Genomic DNA, 19,816 nt, shown 5'->3' with positions numbered 1-19,816 from the left:
AGTTTCTTGCAAGCGGTCGGCTAGGACTTGTAGTCGAACAGGCCGTGCGCCTTGCCCGACGCCAGGGCCTTGGGATCGACCGAGAAGTTGAGTTCGCCGAGTTCGGCGGCGGTGAGATCCGGCAGCCGGTCGACGGCGGCCAGGAAGCGGTTCTGCTCGGCCTCGGAGACGATGCCCTCGGCGAGGATGCGGAACTTGCCGACATAGTTCGGGCGAACCCACGGCGTGGCGCCCAGCGGATGGGCGTCGGCAACGGCGAGCTCGTCGGAGATCTCGCGGCCGTCCTCGAGCGTCACGGTGACCTTGCCGCCGAACGCCTTCTTCGACGGATCGCTGGTGTGATAGCGCTCGGTCCACTCGGGGCCTTCGACCGTGCTGATCTTGTGCCACAGCGCGATCGTGTCGGGCCGGTTGGCGCGCTCGGGCGCGTAGGAGCGCTCGTGGTGCCAGCCGCCGTCCTGCAGGGCGACCGCGAAGATGTACATGATCGAATGGTCGAGCGTTTCGCGGCTGGCCTTCGGATCCATCTTCTGCGGATCGTTGGCGCCGGTGCCGATCACGTAGTGCGTGTGATGGCTGGTGCGGATGACGATGCTGCGCACCTTCGACGTGTCGCCGACCTTCGGGCCCATGCGGCGGGCCAGGTCGATCAGCGCCTGGCTCTGGTATTCCGCCGAATGTTCCTTGGTGTAGGTGTCCATGATGGCGCGCTTGGATTCGCCACGCTCGGGCAGCGGCACGACGTATTCGGCCTTCGGGCCACCCAGCAGCCAGGCGATGAAACCGTCCTCGCCTTCATAGATCGGCGCCGGGGCGCCTTCGCCGCGCATCGCGCGGTCGACGGCCTCGATTGCCATCTTGCCGGCGAACGCGGGAGCGTAGGCCTTCCAGCTCGAAATCTGACCCTTGCGCGACTGGCGCGTCGTCGTCGTGACGTGCAGCGCCTGCTGCACCGCCTGGAAGACGGTTTCCGCCGGCAGGCCGAGCGCGGCGCCGATGCCGGCCGCGGCCGACGGGCCGAGATGGGCGATATGGTCGATCTTGTGCTCGTGCAGGCAGATGCCCTTCACGAGGTCGACCTGGATTTCATAGCCCGCCGCGATGCCGCGCAGCAGCGCCGCGCCGTCGAGGCCGCAATGCTGGGCCGCCGCGAGAAGCGGCGGGATGTTGTCGCCGGGGTGCGAGTAGTCGGCGGCGAGGAACGTGTCGTGATAGTCGAGCTCACGCACGGCAACGCCGTTGGCCCACGCCGCCCACTCGGGCGAAAGCCGCTGGTTGCTCGGCAGGCCGAACACGGTGGCGCCGGCCTTGTAGGGATGAGCCAACGCCTGGGCGCGGGCATTGATGACCGGCTGGCGGTTGAGCGAGGCCGCGGCGACCGCGGCATTGTCGATGATCCGGTTGCCGATCATCTCGATCACGTCCTTGTCGAGCGGCACGGGATCGACGGCGACTTCGGTGATCTTCCAGGCGAGCTGTTCCGAGCGCGGCAGCGGTTCGGCGGACTTGTAGGTTCTGACGCGATGCTGCTTCACGCTATGGACTCCTCTGTAGGACGAATTTGGTCGGGCGGCTCTATCATAGTCGGCCGGCCCTTGGCATCTAGCGCAACCATTTCGAATTGTCCGCACATGGCGAGGGTGCGCTGACCGCTTAGCAGTGTCTCGGAAATCATTTCGACGGCGACGGTCATGGAGGTGCGGCCGGTTCGCACGACGCGGGCATCGAGTTCGACGAGCTGGCCCACTTTGACCGGCGCATGAAACTCGATCTTGTCGGACGCTTTCATGACGATGGTCTGCCGCGAGTGCCGGCTGGCGGCGATGAACGCCGCCTTGCCCATCAGGCTGAGGCCGGTGCCGCCGAACAGGGTGCCGTAATGGTTCGATTGCTCGGGAAAGATCATTTCCAGAAACCGTGTTTCCGGCGGTGGCGGCGGGGCGGTCGTCATGAAGGCCTCCAGTCTTGCAAAACAAGGTGGTGTCCGCAATATCTGCAACCGGGCAAGATATTGAAATTGCTGAATTTGCAATGTTCTGCGGATGTATCTCTGCGGACTTGCGAAGTTTGCGAACTTCGAGGGCCGAATGCGCAAGACCTTCATGGGCGTGCGGTTGAGGACGCTGCGCGAGGAGCGCCGTCTCACGCAGGCAGCACTCGCCGAAGCACTGGGACTCTCGACCAGCTACCTCAGCCAGCTCGAGAAGAACCAGCGGCCGCTCACCGTCTCGGTGCTGCTCAAGATCAACGCGGTGTTCGGCATCGACGTGCAGCTCTTCTCCGACAACGACGAGGCGCGGCTGATCTCGGACCTGCGCGACGCTCTGTCCGAGGCGCAGACCGGCGAGAGCGTTCCGCTTGCCGAATTGCGCGAACTCGCAGCCGGCATGCCGGCGGTGGGACGTGCGCTGGTCAATCTGCACCGGCGCTATCGCGCGGAAGCCGATCGCGCGGACGCGATGGCCGCGCGACTGGGCGACGACGGGCTCACCTCGACACCCGCGCCGGTCCCGTTCGAGGAAGTGCGCGACTTCTTCTATGCGCGGCAGAACCATGTGGCCGAACTGGATGACGCGGCCGAGCGTCTCTACGAGGCCGCCGGCCTGTCGGTCGGCAATCTCAATGCAGGTCTGGTCGATTACATGACGCGCCGGCACGGCGTCAGGATCGTGCGCGATGGCGACGACGAACCGGCGGGCGTGCAGCGGCGCTACGAACAGTCGACCCGGGTGCTGCATCTCTCGCCACAGCTAAGGCCCGGTCAGCACGCCTTCCAGATGGCGACGCAGCTTGCGTTCCTCGAAGTCGGCGACCTGATCGGAAAGCTTGTCGACGAGACGCCGTTCTCGGGCAGCGATGCACGTGCGCTCGCACGCATCGGTCTCGCCAACTATTTCGCCGGCGCGCTGATGCTGCCCTACACCGCGTTCCTGCAGGCCGCCGAAACGGTGCGCTACGACATCGAGCGTCTGGGGCGATGGTTCGGCGTGGGCTTCGAGACGATCTGCCATCGGCTCAGCACCTTGCAGCGGCCGCAGGCGCGCGGCGTGCCGTTCTTCTTCGTGCGCGTCGATCGCGCCGGCAACATCTCCAAGCGACAGTCGGCGACGGACTTCCACTTCTCGCGGGTCGGCGGCTCGTGTCCGCTGTGGAACGTGTACGAGGCCTTCGCTCATCCCGGCCGCATCCTGACGCAGCTCGCGCAGATGCCCGACGGTCGCACCTATCTATGGATCGCCCGCACCGTGCAGCGCGGTCACGGCGAATATGGCGCGCCCGACAAGACTTTCTCGATCGGCCTGGGTTGCGATCTGCGCCACGCCTCGCGCCTGGTCTATTCGAAGGGTCTCGATCTCAACGACGCCGCCAGCGCGACGCCGATCGGCACGGGCTGCAAGGTCTGCGAGCGGCCGGCCTGTCCGCAGCGCGCCTTTCCGCCGATCGGCCGGCCGCTGGCGATCGACGAGAACCGCAGCCGCTTCACGCCCTATTCGGTGTCCTGACGTCTGCTGCATTGCACATAAATAGCGGGAAGAATTACCCGCGTGCCTTGACGGGGTACCGCAACGGCCAGCGTTGACGGGCGTTTCCGCTTGCGCAGGTTTTCGGTGCGGCGCACAATTTGGATGCTGCATCGCAAAACGAATGCGCGGACAACCGAACGGGAAGCGGCGATGACGACCACCGACCTCAGGAATACCAAGCAGGCGCCGGCCGATTTCAAATGGCCCGGCCTCACGCACCCCGCCGGGGAGCGCCTTCGCCTGAACCATCAGGATTTCGTCGCCGTCGATCGCGACCGGGATGCGTCCTACGACGCCATCTATCGTCCGCAGGCGCTGTACAACATCGCGACCAACGGCCTGCGCTCCAACCACGACACGTTCCTGTTGCAGGAAGTGGCGACGAGCCTGCCGATCTATCGCCCCGACACCGGTCCGACCGACTTCCACATGCACCTGCCGCCGGGTGGCTACCAGTTCGTGCTGGTGACGTCGGGCATGTTCACCTTCGATTACGACGGCAAGATTCACTATGTCGGTCCGGGCGCGGTGATCATGCAGAGCGCGATCGTGCATCGGCAGCTCTTCTACACATGGTCGGGCCTGCCGGCGGAAGAGAACCTGAAGACGCCGCAGACCGCGGTGCCGGATGCGCTCTCGATGGGCTACTCGGGCAAGTTCCTCGAAGCCTTCATCACCGAGCCCGCGACCTTCCCGAATCCGACCGTCGTGGCGCAGGACCAGATCGTCGAGGCCGAGACGCCGCGCATCGCCTGGGGTCATCCCGTGCACGACCGTCCGATCGATGCCGGCTTCTGGTATCAGGATCCGCTGGCGCTGGACGCACTCTACAAGCCGCTGACGGCCGACCTGCCGGGCGGGCCGATCAAGTCGGCCTCGACCGTCTATGTGCGCGATCTCGGGATCGAGACGCCGAGCGGACATCTCACCACCGGCCACATCATCGCGACCGACCCGGCTGGCCGGTCGCTGTTGCCGAAGAGCTCGTCGGTCGTCGCGGACGTGGCCGATCTCTCGAAGGGTGAGGTCGTGGTCTATCGCATGATCCGCGGCACGGCCGAATTCAGGGACGGCGCCGGCAAGATCATCGAACTCGCCACGGGCGACACGGTCACCGCCGGCAAGCAATCGCTCAGCCTGGTCGGGATCGGCGAGAACACGCAGATCCTGCGGCTTGGCCTCTTGAAGGGGATCGAGAACCTCAACAAGTGGACGCCGACGCAGCGCGAGGACATCGACGGCCTGGCCGGCCAGATCATCACGGCCCAGGAACTGCGTCCGCTGCGCACTGAAGGCCCGCCGGTCGGATACCTCTACGAGTAGCCCGAGTTCAGGTCGCGCGGCGGCGATTCTCGAACTTCGCCCAGACGCCGCTGTCGCCATCCCAGCTGCCGCGACTCGCGCCCTTCGAATATTCCGTGGCGCGCTGCTCGAAGAAGTTCGCGTGCTCGACGCCGTTCAGGATCTCCACCAGCCACGGCAGCGGATGTCCCTTCAGGGCGCGATAGCCGCTCGCGCTCTCCTCGAAATGACCGAACACCGGCGGCAGCCTGAGCTGGGTCAGGCGCCAGTCGGCGATGTAGCGGACGTAGGACTTGATGTCGTCGGCGGTCATGCCGGCGATGCCGCCCAGGCCGAAGGCCAAGTCAACGAAGCGTTCCTCCAGCATCACCGTCGTCTTCGCCACGTCGATGATGTCGTCGCGCACCGCGCGCGTCACCGCGCCGGTCTCTCGGTTCCATTGATGGAACAGGCGGAGGATGCCCTCGCAGTGCAGGCTCTCGTCGCGCACCGACCAGCTCACGATCTGGCCCATGCCGTTCATCTTGTTGTGGCGCGGGAAGTTCAGCAGCATCGCGAAGCTCGCGAACAGCGACATGCCCTCGGTGAAGGCGCCGAACATCGCCAGCGTGCGCGCGACGTCGGCCACGGTGTCGACGCCGAAGCTGTGCATGTAGTCGGCCTTGGCGCGCATCTCGGCATAGTCGCGGAAGGCCTCGAACTCGGTCTTCGGCATGCCCAGCGTCTTCAGCAGCAGGGCGTAGGCGTCGATGTGCACCGTCTCCATGTTGCTGAAGGCGGCCATCATCATCTGCACTTCCAGTGGCTGGAAGAGTGGCACGTAGCGCTTCAGGTAGTTGTCGCCGACCTCGACGTCGCTTTGGGTGAAGAAGCGGAAGATCTGCGTCAGCAGCGCGCGTTCGGCCGGCGTCACCCTCTCCGACGACCAGTCCTTGATGTCGTTGCCGAGCGGGACTTCCTCGCCCATCCAGTGGGTCTGCTGCTGGCGCTTCCAGAACTCGTAGGCCCAGGGGTAGCGCTCGACGTCGTACGTCCCGGTCGCGGTGAGCAAGCCCACCTGGCCGGTGCCGATCAGCAGGCGAGGATCCGTGCTTCCCGCGATCACTGGCAAGCGAGGCAATCCTCGTAGTCGGTCGGTCCCTCGATGGAGAGGACGGGATCGGCCTGCTGGAGCTGCCCCGCAAAGCCCGCGCGGCTGATCGACTTGGAGCGGCAGTAGTAGAGGCTCTTGATGCCGCGCTCCCAGGCCGTCCAGTGCAGCATGTGGAGGTCCCACTTGTCGATGTCGGCCGGCAGGAACAGGTTGACCGACTGGCTCTGGCAGATGAACGGCGCGCGGTCGGCGGCGAGTTCGATGATCCATCGCTGATCGATCTCGAAGGCCGTGCGATAGACCTGCTTCTCGTCGTCGCTCAGCCGGTCGAGATGCTGCACCGATCCTTCATGCTCGACGATCGACTGCCAGGTCTCGGGCGTGTCCATGCCTTTTGCCGCGAGCAACCGCTGCAGCGACGGATTGCGCACCGACACCGCACCCGACAGGGTCTTGTGCGTGTAGATGTTGGCCGGGATCGGCTCGATGCAGGCGCTGATGCCGCCGCAGATGATGCTGATCGAGGCGGTCGGCGCGATCGCGATCTTGTGGCTGAACCGCTCCTTGGCGCCGCGCTCGGCGGCGTCGAGGCAGGGGCCGCGTTCCTCGGCCAGGACATGCGAGGCGGCGTCGGCATCGTGGCGGATCTTGCGGAAGATGCGCAGGTTCCACGACTTGGCCATCGCGCCCTCGAGCGGAATGCCGCGCGATTGCAGGAAGGTGTGGAAGCCCATCACGCCCAGCCCGACCGAGCGTTCGCGCAACGCCGAATACTTGGCGCGCGCCATGCTGTCGGGTGCGCTCTCGATGAAGCTGGTCAGCACGTTGTCCAGCATGCGCATCACGTCTTCGATGAAGTCGGGCGCCTCGCTCCACTGGTCCCAAGCCTCGATGTTCAGTGACGACAGGCAGCACACGGCGGTGCGGTCCTTGCCGTCATGGTCGGGGCCGGTGGGCAGCGTGATCTCGCTGCACAGGTTGGAGGTCGAGACTTTCAGGCCGAGGTCGCGCTGGTGCGCCGGCAGTGCGCGGTTCACCTGGTCGATGAACAGCAGGTAGGGCTCACCGGTCTGCAGGCGCGTCTCGAGGATGCGCTGCCAGAGCTGGCGCGCATCGACCCGGCGGATGATCTCGTCGCTCTTGGGGCTGCGCAGCGCGAAGGTCGCGCCGTCGCGCACCGCTTCCATGAACTCGTCGGTGACGTTGATGCCGTGATGCAGGTTGAGGCCCTTGCGGTTGAAGTCGCCGCTGGCCTTGCGGATCTCGAGGAACTCCTCGATCTCGGGATGGTGCACGTCGAGATAGACGGCCGCCGAGCCCCGCCGCAGCGAGCCTTGGCTGATCGCAAGGGTGAGGCCGTCCATCACGTGGATGAAGGGGATGATGCCGGAGGTCTCGCCGCAGCCCTTAACCGCTTCGCCGATCGAGCGGACCTTGCCCCAGTAGGTGCCGATGCCGCCGCCGTTCGACGCCAGCCAGACATTCTCGTTCCAGGTCGAGACGATGCCTTCGAGCGAATCCGACACCTCGTTCAGGAAGCAGGAGATCGGCAGACCGCGCGTGGTGCCGCCGTTGGAGAGGATCGGCGTCGCCGGCATGAACCACAGCCGCGACATCGCATCGTAGAGCCGCTGGGCATGCGCGCGGTCGTCGGCATAGGCACAAGCGACACGCGCGAACATGTCCTGGAAGCCTTCGCCCGGCATCAGGTAGCGGTCGGTCAGGGTGGCCTTGCCGAAGGTCGTCAGCAGGTCGTCGCGGCGGCGATCGAGCTTGAGGTCGCACGGCGCCGGCTTGTGCCGCAATGGCCCCGGCATCGGTGCAGGCCGTGCTGGCACTTTCCGCACCACCGGTTCCGGACCCGGCCGCGACTCCAGGGAGGCGAACGCCGGCTCGGCTTCACGCTGGCTGGAAATGTCGAAATCGAAGGCCGAGGAAGACATCGCTTCTTTCCAATCTGCCGCTCGGGGGGACGAAGCGGACGCCCTGTTTTAAGTGGCGTCTCGATCGTTAATCTGCAAGCCGTGGCGGGCGTTTGCGAGCCTTCTGAACAACGCGAAACAACCGTAAAATGAGCGCTCGCTCACGACGATTTGACCGCGCGATTGTACCACGTCGCCAGCCGGGGAAGGGCCCCGAAACGCAGGCATGAAAAAGCCGCGCGCACCGGCCGATGCGCGCGGCTTTTCCGGAGCGGCTGACGGCTAGGCGCGAAGCGCCTTGGCCGCCGCCACCATGTTGGTCAGCGCCGGCAGGACTTCCGCCCACTGGCGGGTCTTGAGGCCGCAATCCGGGTTCACCCAGAGGCGTTCGGCGGGGATGCGCTCGGCCGCCTTCTTCATCAGCTGCTCGATGTGCTGCTGCGTCGGGATGTTCGGCGAATGGATGTCATAGACACCCGGGCCGATCTCGTTCGGGTACTTGAAGGTGTCGAACACGTCGAGCAGCTCCATGTCAGAACGCGACGTCTCGATGGTGATTACGTCGGCATCCATGTCGGCGATCGACGCGATGATGTCGTTGAACTCCGAGTAGCACATGTGGGTGTGGATCTGCGTCTCGTCCTCGACGCCATTGGCGGTGATGCGGAACGACTCCACGGCCCAGTCGAGATACTCCTTCCACTGCGACTTGCGCAGCGGCAGGCCCTCGCGCAGCGCCGCCTCGTCGATCTGGATGACGCGCACGCCCGCCTTCTCGAGGTCGAGCACTTCCTCGCGGATGGCCAGCGCCAGCTGATAGCAGGAGACGGAGCGCGGCTGGTCGTCACGCACGAACGACCAGTTCAGGATGGTGACCGGGCCGGTCAGCATGCCCTTCATCGGCTTGGCCGTCAGCGACTGGGCGTACTTGATCCACTCCACGGTCATCGCCTTCGGGCGGCTGATGTCGCCGAACAGGATCGGCGGCTTCACGCAGCGCGAGCCGTAGGACTGCACCCAGCCGAACTGGCTGAACGCGTAGCCGTCGAGCTGTTCGCCGAAATACTCGACCATGTCGTTGCGCTCGGCTTCGCCGTGCACCAGCACGTCGAGACCAAGCTCTTCCTGCTCGCGCACGCTGCGGGCGATCTCGGCCTGCATCGCGGCCTTGTAGCCGGCCTCGTCGAGCTTGCCCGCCTTGAACTGGCTGCGGGCGTGGCGGATCTCGCCGGTCTGCGGGAAGGAGCCGATGGTGGTGGTCGGATAGGCCGGCAGCTTGAGGTGCGCAGCCTGCTTCGGCGCACGCACCGCGTAGGCGTGCTTGCGGTTGCCCAGCGCCGCATCGAGCTTGGCGATGGCGGCCTTCACGGCGGGATTGTTGGTGCGTGGCGAGGTGCGGCGCGACTCGACCGCCGCCTGGTTCGTGGCCAGCGCGTCCTTCACGCTGTCGCGGCCCTTGTTCAGCGCGTCGGCCAGAACCTTCAGCTCGTCGAGCTTCTGCAGCGCATAGGCCAGCCACGACTTCAGTTCGGGATCGAGTTTCTCCTCGCGGGCGAGATCGACCGGCACGTGCAGCAGCGAGCAGGACGGCGCGATCCACAGACGATCGCCCAGTTGTTTGGCGATCGGCTCGAGCCAGGCCAGCACGCCGTTGAGATCGGTCTTCCAGATGTTGCGGCCGTTGATCACGCCCAGCGACAGGACGCGGTCCTTCGGCAGCTTCGCCAGGACGGCTTCGACCTCGCCGCGCGCGTTGATGGCGTCGAGATGCAGGCCCTGCACCGGCAGCTCGCAGGCCAGCGGCAGGTTTTCGAGCAACTGGCCGAAGTAGGTGGCGACCAGCAGCTTCACCTTGGCGGCGCCCAGCGTGGCGTAGGCGGTGCGGAAGGCCTGCTGCCATTCGGCCGACAGGTCGGTGACGAGGATCGGCTCGTCGATCTGGACCCACTCGGCGCCCTGCGCGGCCAGCGTCGCCAGCAGCTCGGCATAGACCGGCAGCAGGCGCGGCAGCAGGGCGAGCTTGTCGGAGTCGTCCTTGGCCTTGCCGATCGACAGGTAGGTGAGCGGACCGACGATGACCGGCTTGGCCTTCACGCCCTGCGCCCTGGCCTCGGTGAGCTGCTCAAGCAGGCGCGAGGCGTCGAGCTTGAACTGGGTGGCCGCGGTGAATTCGGGGACGATGTAGTGGTAGTTGGTGTCGAACCACTTGGTCATCTCGCCGGCGGCGATGCCGCCGCAGCAGGCGGCGTGGTCTTCGACGCCCTTGGCGGAGCGGCCGCGCGCGACGCGGAAATAGTTGTCCAGCACGTCGCCGTGAAAGCCGCGGGCGCGCTCGGGCAGGTTGCCGAGGGTGAAGCTCATATCGAGGATCTGGTCGTAGAAGGCGAAGTCGCCCACCGGCGCCAAGTCGAGGGCGGACTGGGCGGCCCAGTGGCGGCGGCGCAGGTCGGCGCCCAGCGCCTTCAGCTCGTCGCGGGTGGACTCGCCCTTCCAGTAGGCTTCCTGGGCGAACTTGAGTTCGCGCCGGGCGCCGATGCGGGGGAAGCCGAGATTGTGGGTGGTGATCATGGGGAGGCCCGTATTCCAGTGAGGGATCGGGCGAACCTAGAGACCTTGTATATGAAGTATAATGGTCTTATTTCAGAGATCCATGAATAGGGCTCATTGATCATGCTGGAGCGGACGCATCTCTCCATCATCCGCGAGGTCGAGAAGCAGGGTTCGCTGACCGCGGCGGCCGGCGTGCTGTGCCTCACCCAGTCGGCCCTGAGCCACGCGGTGAAGAAGCTCGAGGCGCAGCTCGGGACCGACATCTGGCTGCGCGAGGGCCGCACCCTGCGGCTGACCCAGGCGGGGCAGTATCTTCTCGCCGTCGCCAACCGGGTGCTGCCGCAACTCGACGTGGCGGAGGAGCGTATGCGCCAGTTCGCCGAGGGCGAGCGCGGGACGCTGCGCATCGGGATGGAATGCCATCCCTGCTACCAGTGGCTGCTCAAGGTCGTGTCGCCCTATCTGGAGCACTGGCCGGACGTCGACGTCGACGTGAAGCAGAAATTCCAGTTCGGCGGCATTGGCGCGCTGTTCGCCTACGAGATCGACCTGTTGGTGACGCCGGATCCCATTCACAAGCCCGGCCTGCGGTTCGAGCCGGTTTTCGACTACGAGCAGGTCCTGGTCGTGGCTAGCGACCACCGACTGGCCGGCGTTTCCCATGTCGAGCCGCAGCAGATCGCGCGGGAAGTGCTGCTGACATACCCGGTGGCCATCGACCGGCTCGATATCTACAACCAGTTCCTGCAGCCGGCAGGCATAACGCCCCGGCGGCACAAGGCGATCGAGACCACCGACATCATGCTGCAGATGGTCGCGAGCGGCCGGGGCGTCGCGGCCTTGCCGCGCTGGCTGGCCCTTGAGTACATGGACAAGATGGATATCGTCTCGGTGCGCCTGGGGCGTTCCGGCATCGCCAAACAGATATTTCTCGGCGCCCGCGAGACGGATATCGCAACCGACTACCTGAAGGCCTTCATCGACCTGGCGCGCCAGTCATCGGATCTCACATGACCCAGTCAACCGAACGCAAACCGCTTCCGCTGCCCGACGGCCAGAACAAGGTGCTGCTGCATTCCTGCTGCGCGCCCTGTTCCGGCGAGGTGATGGAGGCCATGCAGGCCTCGGGGATCGACTACACGATCTTCTTCTACAATCCGAACATCCATCCGCTGAAGGAATACGAACTGCGGAAGGACGAGAACATCCGCTTCGCGGAGAAATGCGGCATCCCGTTCATCGACGCCGACTACGACCGCGACAACTGGTTCGCGCGCGCCAAGGGGATGGAGAACGAGCCCGAGCGCGGCGTTCGCTGCACCATGTGCTTCGACATGCGCTTCGAGCGCACGGCGCTCTACGCGCACGAGCACGGCTTCCCGGTCATCACCAGTTCGCTCGGCATCTCGCGCTGGAAGAACATGCAGCAGATCAACGAGTCCGGCGTGCGCGCGGCCTCGAAGTATCCGGGCCTGAGCTACTGGGAATACAACTGGCGCAAGGGCGGCGGCTCCGCGCGCATGATCGAGATCAGCAAGCGCGAGCAGTTCTACCAGCAGGAATATTGCGGCTGCGTCTTCTCGCTTCGTGACACCAACGCGCATCGCATTGCGTCGGGTCGCGAACGAATCCGGTTGGGCGAGTTGTTCTACGGCCAGCCGCCGGCGACGCCGCCTCGCGACGACGAAGGTTCGTCCAGCTGACGATCTCATTCTACGCTTCTCTCGCTGTGTTTATTCATAGAGACAGAAGCGGGAACTTCGTCATTGCGGGGCATCGCTCTGCGCCCGATTATCGGTGAGACGATGAGAGCAAAGTCGAACCAGGGACAGGGCTCGCTATGAATGGAACCGATGGCGACGACCGCATGGTCGGCAGCGCGGGTGTCGACGAACTGGTCGGCGGACTGGGCAACGATCGCTATTACATTCTCGATGCCAGCGTCGAAGTGGTCGAGGCGGTGGGCGGCGGCGACGACAGCGTCCGCACGAAGGTGAGCTACACCCTGGCCGCGGGCCAGGAGATCGAGCAGCTTCGCGCCTTTCCGGGAAGCACGCCGCTCACGCTGACGGGCAACGAGTTCGACAACACCATCATCGGCGCGGACGGCAACGACACGCTGTTCGGCGGCCTCGGCAGCGACGTGCTGACCGGCGGCCTGGGCGCCGACTCGATGAGCGGCGGTGGCGGCGACGACCGTTACTATGTCGACAACAGCCTCGATCAGGTGTTCGAGGCGTCGGGCGGTGGCACCGACACGGTCTTCACCAAGGTCGCCTTCACGCTCGCCGCCGGCCAGGAGATCGAATATCTCCGCGCCTATGCCGACGCGCCGGGACTGATGCTCACCGGCAACAACCTCGACAACCACGTGATCGGCGCGTCGGGCAACGACACGATCGATGGCGGCACGGGCAACGACTGGCTGAGCGGCCGCGACGGCGACGACCTGATCACGACCTCGGGCGCCAGCGCCAAGATCTTCGGCGGCGACGGCGACGACGTGATCCGGCTCGATGGCACGAGCGCCTCCACCGGCTACGCCGACGGAGGTGCCGGCAACGACACCGTGCGTTCGGCGGATCTCGGCGGCTTCGTCATTCGCAACGTCGAGACCCTCGATACCTATTACGGCTTCGTCAACGGCACGGTGAAGCAGATCGCGGCGTTCGATCACTACACCGCCGACCTGGTCGATCCCGATGCGCAGATCTCGATCTCGCTGCGGGGCGACGGCGGTACGCTGGACTTCACGACGGGAATCAGCGGGCAGAACTCGGTCGAGATCCGCGATGCCGGCCTCACGTCGGCCATCCGCATCACGGGATCGGTCAACGACGACACGCTGATCGGCTCGGACTTCAACGACGTGCTGAACGGCGGCAACGGCAACGACGTGCTGTGGGGCAGCGTGGGCGACGACCGCATGAACGGCGGCGACGGCGCGGACAGGTTGAACGGCGGCTACGGCAACGATCACCTGACCGGCGGCGCCGGCAGCGACACGTTCGTGTTCGACACGCCGATCAGCGGCGGCAACAACATCGACCGCATCAGGGATTTCACGCCGGGCGTCGACAAGATCGAACTGAGCGAGGCGTCGTCCTACTTCGCCGGCCTGACCGTGGGAGCGCTCGATCCCGCGCAGTTCGCGCGGGGCACCGCGACGGGGACAGGCCCGCAGATCGTCTACGATCACTCGACCGGCGCGCTCTACTACGATAGCAACGGCGCGACGGCGGGGGGCGAGAGTCAGTTCGCCATCCTCACCTCGAGGCCGGATCTGCACGCCTCCGACATCCTGGTCGTTTGACCGCCGCGCGACGTGTGCCGCACGGCACTTGGCCCTCATCATGACCGACAACCCGACCTCCGACGATGCCGTCCTCTTCCTGGATGGGCCGAGATCGCACGATAGCGTCAAGGCAATCCTCGATATCGACGCCTTCCTGCACGACAAGGAGTATCCGGTATCGGTGCTGCGCTATCACTCCCGCGTCACCGCCGGTTCACCGCCCCGTGTTTCGCCTCCGTTGTTCGTGGGCGGAATCAACGATGCGAAGGTCAGCAGCCATAGATTCATGGTCGCCGCGGGCGACGTGCTTGTCGGCGAGACCTTGTCGCGCGGTCTTCGAATGGAATTCAACAAGACCCGGGCCCGGAGAAAGCCCGGGATGGCCAGGATCGAGCGCACCCTTCGACAGACGCTGGCGAAGCACAGCGGCGTTCATTTCGAGGGGACTTCGGCCCTGCTGGCGCAGGCAAACAAGAACTACGGCCATTGGCATATCGACGTGCTGCCGAGTCTCGCGCTGTTTCAGGAGCTCCAGATCGCGGACAAGGTCAGGCTCCTGACTTCGCCCCTGCATTCCTACCGGCGGCGTAGCCTGGAATTGCTGGGTGTCGATTTCAGCCGGGTTCGGGAGATCGAGAATCTGGAAGGGCACTTTTCCTGCGATCGTCTCCTGTTCCCCTCTCCCCTGTCGGTCCACTACGGGAACGTCGCGCTGTCGCAACGGTCCGTGTACGACCGCATCCTCGCGGCCGTGATGCGCGAGAACGAACTGCCCAAGCCGCAACGCATCTATGTCGATCGATCGACTGACCCGAAGCGCAGTTGCCTGAACGAGAGAGAGCTTGCGGACGGGCTCCGAAAGAGCGGATTCCTCGTGGTGCGTCCCGCGGAGCTTACCTACGACCAGCAGGTGCTGCTTTTCGCGCAGGCCGACGTCGTCGTGGGGCCGATGGGAGCCGGCCTCGTCAATGCTGTGTTCTGCAAGCGCGGAGCCATCGTCGTGGAAATAAAGCCGCCGGGACAGCAAGCGGACGCGCTCTGGCAGATCTATGCCACGCGGGCCGGCGCCACCCACCACGCGATAAACAGCCCTCCCGAAGCGGCGCGCGACGGCGATAGCTGGGTCATTCCCGACGTCGACGGCCTCGTGGCCTACATTCGACACCTGTCGGACGCGGGGGAGCTGAAACAGGAATCTCCGACCGAAGTTGCCGCGCCTCGGCTGGAGAACCACGAACTGTTCACGTTCTAGCTTCGCCGTTTTCCGCGACCGCGAGCTTGAGGGCGGCGAGGTCGTCGGCGAGCGGCGTTCCGTTCGCGCAGGCCTGTTCGATGCGGTCGATGACGTCCGCGACGGACGGCGCACCGAACTGGGCTGCCAGTCCCGATAGTTTGTGGGCGTGCTTCTGGATCTCGATGCGGGGCTGATCGGTCTCCACGAGATCGATGAGTTCGGCCACCCGCTTCGAAATCTCCTGCGTGGCTTCGACGGCAAGTCTGGCCATCTCGACATCGAAATCGTCGCGGGCCGGCGCGACGTCCATGCCGCCGCACGCCCGGGCAATCGCCGCGCGCAGGTCGGTTGCCGCGATCGGCTTGCGCAGGACGGTGCCGCCGGCCTGGGCCACCCGATCGCCGGTCTCGCGCGTCGCGGCGGCGGTGAGCACGATGACCGGCGGCCGGCGATGTTCGAAGGGCCAGCGGGCGAGCAGCGACAGGCCATCGCCGTCGGGCAGATGAAGGTCGAGCAGCAACAGGTCGAGCCTGTGCCGCCGCGCCATCTCCACCGCCTGCGAAAGCGTCTCCGCCTCGATCAACTCATGTCCGTCGTTGCTCAGCAGCCGCACCATCAGCCGGCGCACGAGCGACGTGTCCTCCACGATCAGGATGGTGAGAGGGCGGGCGAGGGGCCGCGGGGCGAGCGAGGGCGGCGCGGGGGCGACAAGCTTCGCGGCGAACGACAGCACGAATCGCGCGCCGCCTTCCGCGCGGTTCTCTGCCGTCAGCGAGCCTCCCATGCGCTCGGCGATGCGGCGCGACAGAAGGAGACCGAGGCCCAGCCCCTTGGAATCCTGCCGGCCGGCACGGGCGAACGGTTCGAAGAGATGAGACAGGCGCTCTTCGGGAATGCCGGGGCCTGTATCCTCGACCGCAAGCCGGACCATGGGATCGGGACCGTCGCCGACGTTCGCGCGCAGCACGATGCCGCCATGGTCTGTGTACTTCACCGCGTTCGACAGCAGGTTGCGCACGACCTGGCGCAGCCTGTCGGGATCGACGTCGAAGTGACGTCCGTCCACGGCGGCGAAATCGGGGCTGAGCGAGAGGCCCTTCTGGCGGGCGCCCTCGTGCACGAGTGCGAGCTCCGATCCCAGCAGGGCGCCGAGGTCGGTGGGCCGCATGTTCAGCGGTGCTTCCGCGCCGAGCGCGCCCACTTCGATGAGATCGTCGACGACGGTCTTCAGGCTGCCGAAAACCTCGCGGATTTCGCCGATGTCGACTTCCTGCGGACGTTCGGCGGCGAGGTCGAGCAGGCCCTGGATCGCCTGCATCGGTGTGCGCAGCTCGTGGCCGACCTCGGCGAGGAAGCGCGACTTGGCGCGCTCGCCGCGCTGCGCCATCGCCGACTGTGCCTCCGCTTCCGCGAGCTGTGCGCGGATCGAAGGATCGAGCTGGGTGGCCTGGTACATGGCGAGCTTGCCCAGCGCGCCCCAGCTAGACCAGGTCGCGAGCGCGATCTCGCGAAACCGCCGGTGCGCGGCCTCGTCGCCCAGTTCGCGTGCGGCGACGCTGGCGCATTCCGCGGCCAGGCCCAGTTCGAGGCGTGACGAGCCGTTCTGCATCGCCTCGACGGCGGCGGCGTAGGCGAGCAGGCAGTCCTTCTCGCCATCGCGCCAGGCCCGCTCCGCACGCAGCAGCAGCGGCTTGCCGAGTTGATCCGTCGGATTGGCCTGGGCGGCGCGCTCGATGAACTTGAGGTCCTTGCGGTCGAGCGGCAGGCCGGTCTTGAGACGGGCGAGATTCTCGTAGAAGCGCCAGCTCACGCCCACCGGATAGGAATCGAGCGTATTTCGCTTGGGTTTGTAAGCGGTGGCGATCCGCAGGATGGCCTGCCAGTCCTCCGTCAGGCTGAGATACTCCACCGCCACCATCGGTGGCTCGGCAAGCTTGCCCGTGATGAACGTGTCGAGCTGGCTCGACGACAGCGGCTCCGGTTGCCGCAGTCGCCGGACGAGTTCGGCCAGCAACGCCATCTCGGCCCGCGCCCGCACGACGCCCAGGCGCATCGCCTTGCCGTCGCACTCCGCGAGTTTCACCGCGACTTCCTCGAGGGTCGGTGCGCTGCGCCACGTCCACACGGCTTCGTTGAGGACGGCGTTGCCGGCGCCGATCAGGTCGCTCTCGACGATGCACAGATCGTAGATCTGGCGATTGCTCTCGATCAGTGTCGCGCGCGGGTCGCGCCACATCTTGCCGAAATACACGGCGCGATGGATCGTCATGCCGCGCCCGACCTGGAGATCCTTCAGGTGGGCCAACGCCTGGTCGCCGAACGACGCGGCCGCGCGATAGTCCTTGAGGACGGCGGCGATCAACGCATCGGTGCTCAGCCAGAGCGCGGAATTGTAGCCCATCAGGCGCGCGCGAATGGCGAGCTGGATGGCCATGTACGCGACATGGCGCGGGCTGCGTTCCCAGACCGTGTAGCCGGCGGAGTTGGCGAAGGAGGCCAGCGCCTGTTCGGTTCGCGCATCGTGCCGCAGCAGCCGGCGCGCCTTTCGTCCGATCAGGCGCCAGACGGTCGACGCCAAAGCGAGATGCAGGTTGCCGACGCGGTCGGGCAGGTGGACGTGGAAGCGCCCGAAGCCCTCGCGGCAGAAGACCCAGGCATCCGCCGACGTGCCCGCCAGGCGCATGGCGACGACGCTGCGCTCATAGGCATCGGCGGCCTCCGCGTCGTCGATCGTCGCGGCGATCATCTCCTTGCAGCGCTCGCGGGTCGTCTCGACCTGATGGTGGTGTGCGGCGGCAAAGCAGGCCTCGCGGAGCACATTCAGCCGCTGGCCGCGATCGGGGTCGGCGACGCGCTGGTAGATCGACCAGGCCGCCTCGCCGAAATCCGCGGCAAGGTCGAACTGCGCGGCGAGGCGTGCCGATTCGGACCCGGCGGCGAACAGGTTGGCCAGCCGGGCGTCGCGCACCCCGTCCAACCCACCAAGCAGTTTCAATCTCAACGCGATCTGCCGGTGCATCGCCGGGTTCCCGCCCAGCACGCTGTCGGCCATGGCGTGGGCGAGGGCCTTCAGCTCGGCAGGTTGCGGCACCTCCAGCAGGCTGGTCCTGATGCGGTCGTGCGGGAAGGCGCTCTCGTCGCCCTCGAGGCGCAGCAGCCCGTTGGCCTGCAGGATTTCCGCCGTCGATCTCGTCTCTTCCGGCGACAGGCCGAGGCAGGCGCCGAGCTGGTCGAGGGGCGCACGATCGCCCCACAGGGCGGCGGCGATACCAAGGCGCTGGATCTCCGGCGGCAGCGTGCGCACGCGCTGGACGATCAGCCGGTTGACGTCGCGATGGTCGATGGTGGCGGCGCGTGCGAGATCGATGCGATGCGCCTGACCGCTGCCGGCAAAGGCCTGCTGGCGGTCGAGCGCCAGCGCGATCTGGCAGAGATCGAACGGCAGGCCGCTCGACTGGTCGCCCAGCCACTCCAGCATTGCCTGCGCGCGCGCGGCGTCGCCCAGCAGGCCGGTCAGAAGCTCGACCTGCTGGTCGGCGCCGAGCGGCCCCAGCTCGATGACGGACGCGGTCGCGGGATAGGCGGCGGTGCCTTCGCCGCGGGCCGCGAGGATCAGCTTGAGCTGGCTCGCCTCGCCGCGCTGGCTGCAGGCATGGACGAAGCCCACCGCTTCGTTGGGCGCGCGGTGCCAGTCGTCGATGAACAGCACGACCGGCAGCGCGAATCCTTCCAGCCATTGCAGCACGCGCACCAGCGCATCGACCAGGCGCACCGTGCCTTCTCGGCTGAGCAGCGCGGCCGTCGCCGACGGGACGCCGCCACCGGTCAATCCCATGGCACCGAATCCCGCGGCCACGAGCGTGTCGTACTGCACGCCCACCAGCTTGCGCAGCGAATCCGCGCCGGAGACCGGATCGTAGAGACGTCCGAGCGCCGCATCGACCGCCTGCGACAGCGCATCGACGACAGGACGCAATCCCGTGCTGACCGACTGTTCTGCATATTTGGCGTAGCCCAGGATCGGCGCGGTCTGCGCCACGTCCTGCAGCGCCTGCTCGATCAGCGCCGTCTTGCCGACGCCCGAGGGCCCGCGCACCACCACAACTCCCGAATCGCGGCTTTCGAGCGCCCGACGAAGGAACCGTCTCTCGCGCAGCCGGCCGGCAAAGGCCGTCACATGTCCTCGGGCATGGTCGCGAGGCGATAGCCGAAGCCGGGGGCGGTGACGATCACGCTGCTGCTGTCCAGCTCGTTGAGCTTGCGCCGCATCCGGCTGACCAGCGCATCGACCGAGCGCAGGTCGGACTCCTGGGGCGAGCGGCTGATCACCGACAGCAACGCCTCGCGGGTGACGATCTTGGTGCCCGCCTGCATCAGGCGCGTGAGGATGTCGAACTCGCCGCGCGTCAGGTTGGCGGCCTCGTTGCCCTTGCTGACGGTGCGCGCCTTGAGGTCGACGATCCAGTGGCCGAGCCGCTTGCGCCGTCCGCGCTCACGACCCGAGCGGCGCAGCACGCTGCGGACGCGGGCAGCCAGCTCGCCATAGTGGATGGGCTTCACCAGGTAGTCGTCCGCCCCGAGGTCGAGTGCCGCGATCCGGGTCTCCGCCGCCGACTGGCGCGTGACGATGATCAGGCCGACGTCGGAGTTGCTGCGCAGCTCGCGCGCGAAGCTCATGCCGTCGATGCCCGGCAGGCCGAGGTCGAGCACCACCAGGTCGAGGCGGGTCTGGCGCAGCAGCGCCCGGCAGGCCAGCGCATCGCTCGCCTCGTGCACGGTGTACCCGGCCTGCCGCAGCGACAGGGTGATCGCCTTGCGGGCCAGCATCTCGTCTTCGACAACGGCGACGTCGTACAAAATGCTCCTCCCCCGGTCGGAGACCTATCCCGTAGGGCG

At 66.4% G+C, this 19,816-nt stretch carries 13 protein-coding genes; 6 read left to right on the top strand and 7 right to left on the bottom strand.

What is annotated here, in order from left to right; all coding sequences use genetic code 11:
* Window positions 1-20 precede the first annotated feature (20 nt).
* Window positions 21-1,535, bottom strand: coding sequence for an MmgE/PrpD family protein (locus AC1RP5_RS27035; RefSeq protein WP_493115899.1), 1,515 nt, complete (start codon window positions 1,533-1,535; stop codon window positions 21-23).
* Complete coding sequence (locus AC1RP5_RS27030) at window positions 1,532-1,951, bottom strand: acyl-CoA thioesterase (protein WP_493115898.1); 420 nt, start codon at window positions 1,949-1,951, stop codon at window positions 1,532-1,534. Before AC1RP5_RS27030 ends, AC1RP5_RS27035 begins: the two co-directional genes overlap by 4 nt.
* A 136-nt stretch (window positions 1,952-2,087) precedes the next feature.
* Between AC1RP5_RS27030 and AC1RP5_RS27025 the strand changes: the two genes are divergently transcribed.
* Together AC1RP5_RS27025 and AC1RP5_RS27020 are read left to right on the top strand one after the other, a co-directional pair.
* On the top strand, window positions 2,088-3,503 hold the full coding sequence (locus AC1RP5_RS27025; protein ID WP_493115897.1) for a short-chain fatty acyl-CoA regulator family protein: 1,416 nt from the start codon (window positions 2,088-2,090) through the stop codon (window positions 3,501-3,503).
* Window positions 3,504-3,674: 171 nt separating this feature from the next.
* Window positions 3,675-4,847: a hypothetical protein gene (locus tag AC1RP5_RS27020; RefSeq protein ID WP_493115896.1), complete on the top strand. Its 1,173-nt coding sequence runs from the start codon at window positions 3,675-3,677 to the stop codon at window positions 4,845-4,847.
* A 7-nt stretch (window positions 4,848-4,854) separates the two neighbouring features.
* On the opposite strand, the gene AC1RP5_RS27015 is transcribed toward AC1RP5_RS27020, so the two are convergent.
* The 3 genes from AC1RP5_RS27015 to metE all read right to left on the bottom strand — a co-directional run bounded on the left by AC1RP5_RS27015 (window position 4,855) and on the right by metE (window position 10,409).
* Window positions 4,855-5,931, bottom strand: coding sequence for a ribonucleotide-diphosphate reductase subunit beta (locus AC1RP5_RS27015; RefSeq protein ID WP_493116307.1), 1,077 nt, complete (start codon window positions 5,929-5,931; stop codon window positions 4,855-4,857).
* Window positions 5,928-7,862 carry a ribonucleoside-diphosphate reductase subunit alpha gene (locus tag AC1RP5_RS27010; protein WP_493115895.1) on the bottom strand — a complete coding sequence of 645 codons (1,935 nt, stop codon included), beginning with the start codon at window positions 7,860-7,862 and terminating at the stop codon, window positions 5,928-5,930. The genes AC1RP5_RS27015 and AC1RP5_RS27010 overlap by 4 nt, the downstream gene beginning before the upstream one ends.
* 261 nt (window positions 7,863-8,123) lie before the next feature.
* On the bottom strand, window positions 8,124-10,409 hold the full coding sequence (metE, locus tag AC1RP5_RS27005) for a 5-methyltetrahydropteroyltriglutamate--homocysteine S-methyltransferase (RefSeq protein WP_493115894.1): 2,286 nt from the start codon (window positions 10,407-10,409) through the stop codon (window positions 8,124-8,126).
* Between the two features lie 102 nt (window positions 10,410-10,511).
* Between metE and AC1RP5_RS27000 the strand changes: the two genes are divergently transcribed.
* The 4 genes from AC1RP5_RS27000 (at window position 10,512) to AC1RP5_RS26985 (ending at window position 14,938) form a co-directional block, all read left to right on the top strand.
* Window positions 10,512-11,405 carry a LysR family transcriptional regulator gene (locus AC1RP5_RS27000; protein WP_493115893.1) on the top strand — a complete coding sequence of 298 codons (894 nt, stop codon included), beginning with the start codon at window positions 10,512-10,514 and terminating at the stop codon, window positions 11,403-11,405.
* Window positions 11,402-12,094, top strand: a complete 693-nt coding sequence (locus AC1RP5_RS26995; protein WP_493115892.1) for an epoxyqueuosine reductase QueH — start codon at window positions 11,402-11,404, stop codon at window positions 12,092-12,094. The genes AC1RP5_RS27000 and AC1RP5_RS26995 overlap by 4 nt, the downstream gene beginning before the upstream one ends.
* A 137-nt stretch (window positions 12,095-12,231) precedes the next feature.
* Window positions 12,232-13,704, top strand: coding sequence for a calcium-binding protein (locus AC1RP5_RS26990; protein ID WP_493115891.1), 1,473 nt, complete (start codon window positions 12,232-12,234; stop codon window positions 13,702-13,704).
* Between the two features lie 40 nt (window positions 13,705-13,744).
* Window positions 13,745-14,938: a glycosyltransferase family 61 protein gene (locus tag AC1RP5_RS26985; RefSeq protein WP_493115890.1), complete on the top strand. Its 1,194-nt coding sequence runs from the start codon at window positions 13,745-13,747 to the stop codon at window positions 14,936-14,938.
* Here AC1RP5_RS26985 and AC1RP5_RS26980 read toward each other — a convergent pair.
* Entirely contained in the window at window positions 14,928-19,097 is a 4,170-nt protein-coding gene (locus tag AC1RP5_RS26980; protein ID WP_493115889.1) for an ATP-binding protein, read from the bottom strand. The genes AC1RP5_RS26985 and AC1RP5_RS26980 overlap by 11 nt on opposite strands.
* Window positions 19,094-19,777 (bottom strand): response regulator transcription factor, encoded by a 684-nt coding sequence (locus tag AC1RP5_RS26975; RefSeq protein ID WP_493115888.1) that lies wholly within the window; start codon window positions 19,775-19,777, stop codon window positions 19,094-19,096. Before AC1RP5_RS26975 ends, AC1RP5_RS26980 begins: the two co-directional genes overlap by 4 nt.
* Window positions 19,778-19,816: the final 39 nt, after the last annotated feature.

This window comes from Reyranella sp. GW821-FHT12G01, from assembly GCF_058806575.1.
Note: the sequence above shows the minus strand (reverse complement) of the source record. Positions and strands in the feature narration are given on the sequence as shown.

Bases quoted from the DNA above. Each gene is read 5' to 3' on its own strand.
- AC1RP5_RS27025 (WP_493115897.1), top strand. From the start codon at position 2,088: ATGCGCAAGACCTTCATGGGCGTGCGGTTGAGGACGCTGCGCGAGGAG.
- AC1RP5_RS27020 (WP_493115896.1), top strand. From the start codon at position 3,675: ATGACGACCACCGACCTCAGGAATACCAAGCAGGCGCCGGCCGATTTC.
- AC1RP5_RS26990 (WP_493115891.1), top strand. From the start codon at position 12,232: ATGAATGGAACCGATGGCGACGACCGCATGGTCGGCAGCGCGGGTGTC.
- AC1RP5_RS27030 (WP_493115898.1), bottom strand. From the start codon at position 1,951: ATGACGACCGCCCCGCCGCCACCGCCGGAAACACGGTTTCTGGAAATG.
- AC1RP5_RS27000 (WP_493115893.1), top strand. From the start codon at position 10,512: ATGCTGGAGCGGACGCATCTCTCCATCATCCGCGAGGTCGAGAAGCAG.
- AC1RP5_RS26995 (WP_493115892.1), top strand. From the start codon at position 11,402: ATGACCCAGTCAACCGAACGCAAACCGCTTCCGCTGCCCGACGGCCAG.
- metE (WP_493115894.1), bottom strand. From the start codon at position 10,409: ATGATCACCACCCACAATCTCGGCTTCCCCCGCATCGGCGCCCGGCGC.
- AC1RP5_RS27010 (WP_493115895.1), bottom strand. From the start codon at position 7,862: ATGTCTTCCTCGGCCTTCGATTTCGACATTTCCAGCCAGCGTGAAGCC.
- AC1RP5_RS26985 (WP_493115890.1), top strand. From the start codon at position 13,745: ATGACCGACAACCCGACCTCCGACGATGCCGTCCTCTTCCTGGATGGG.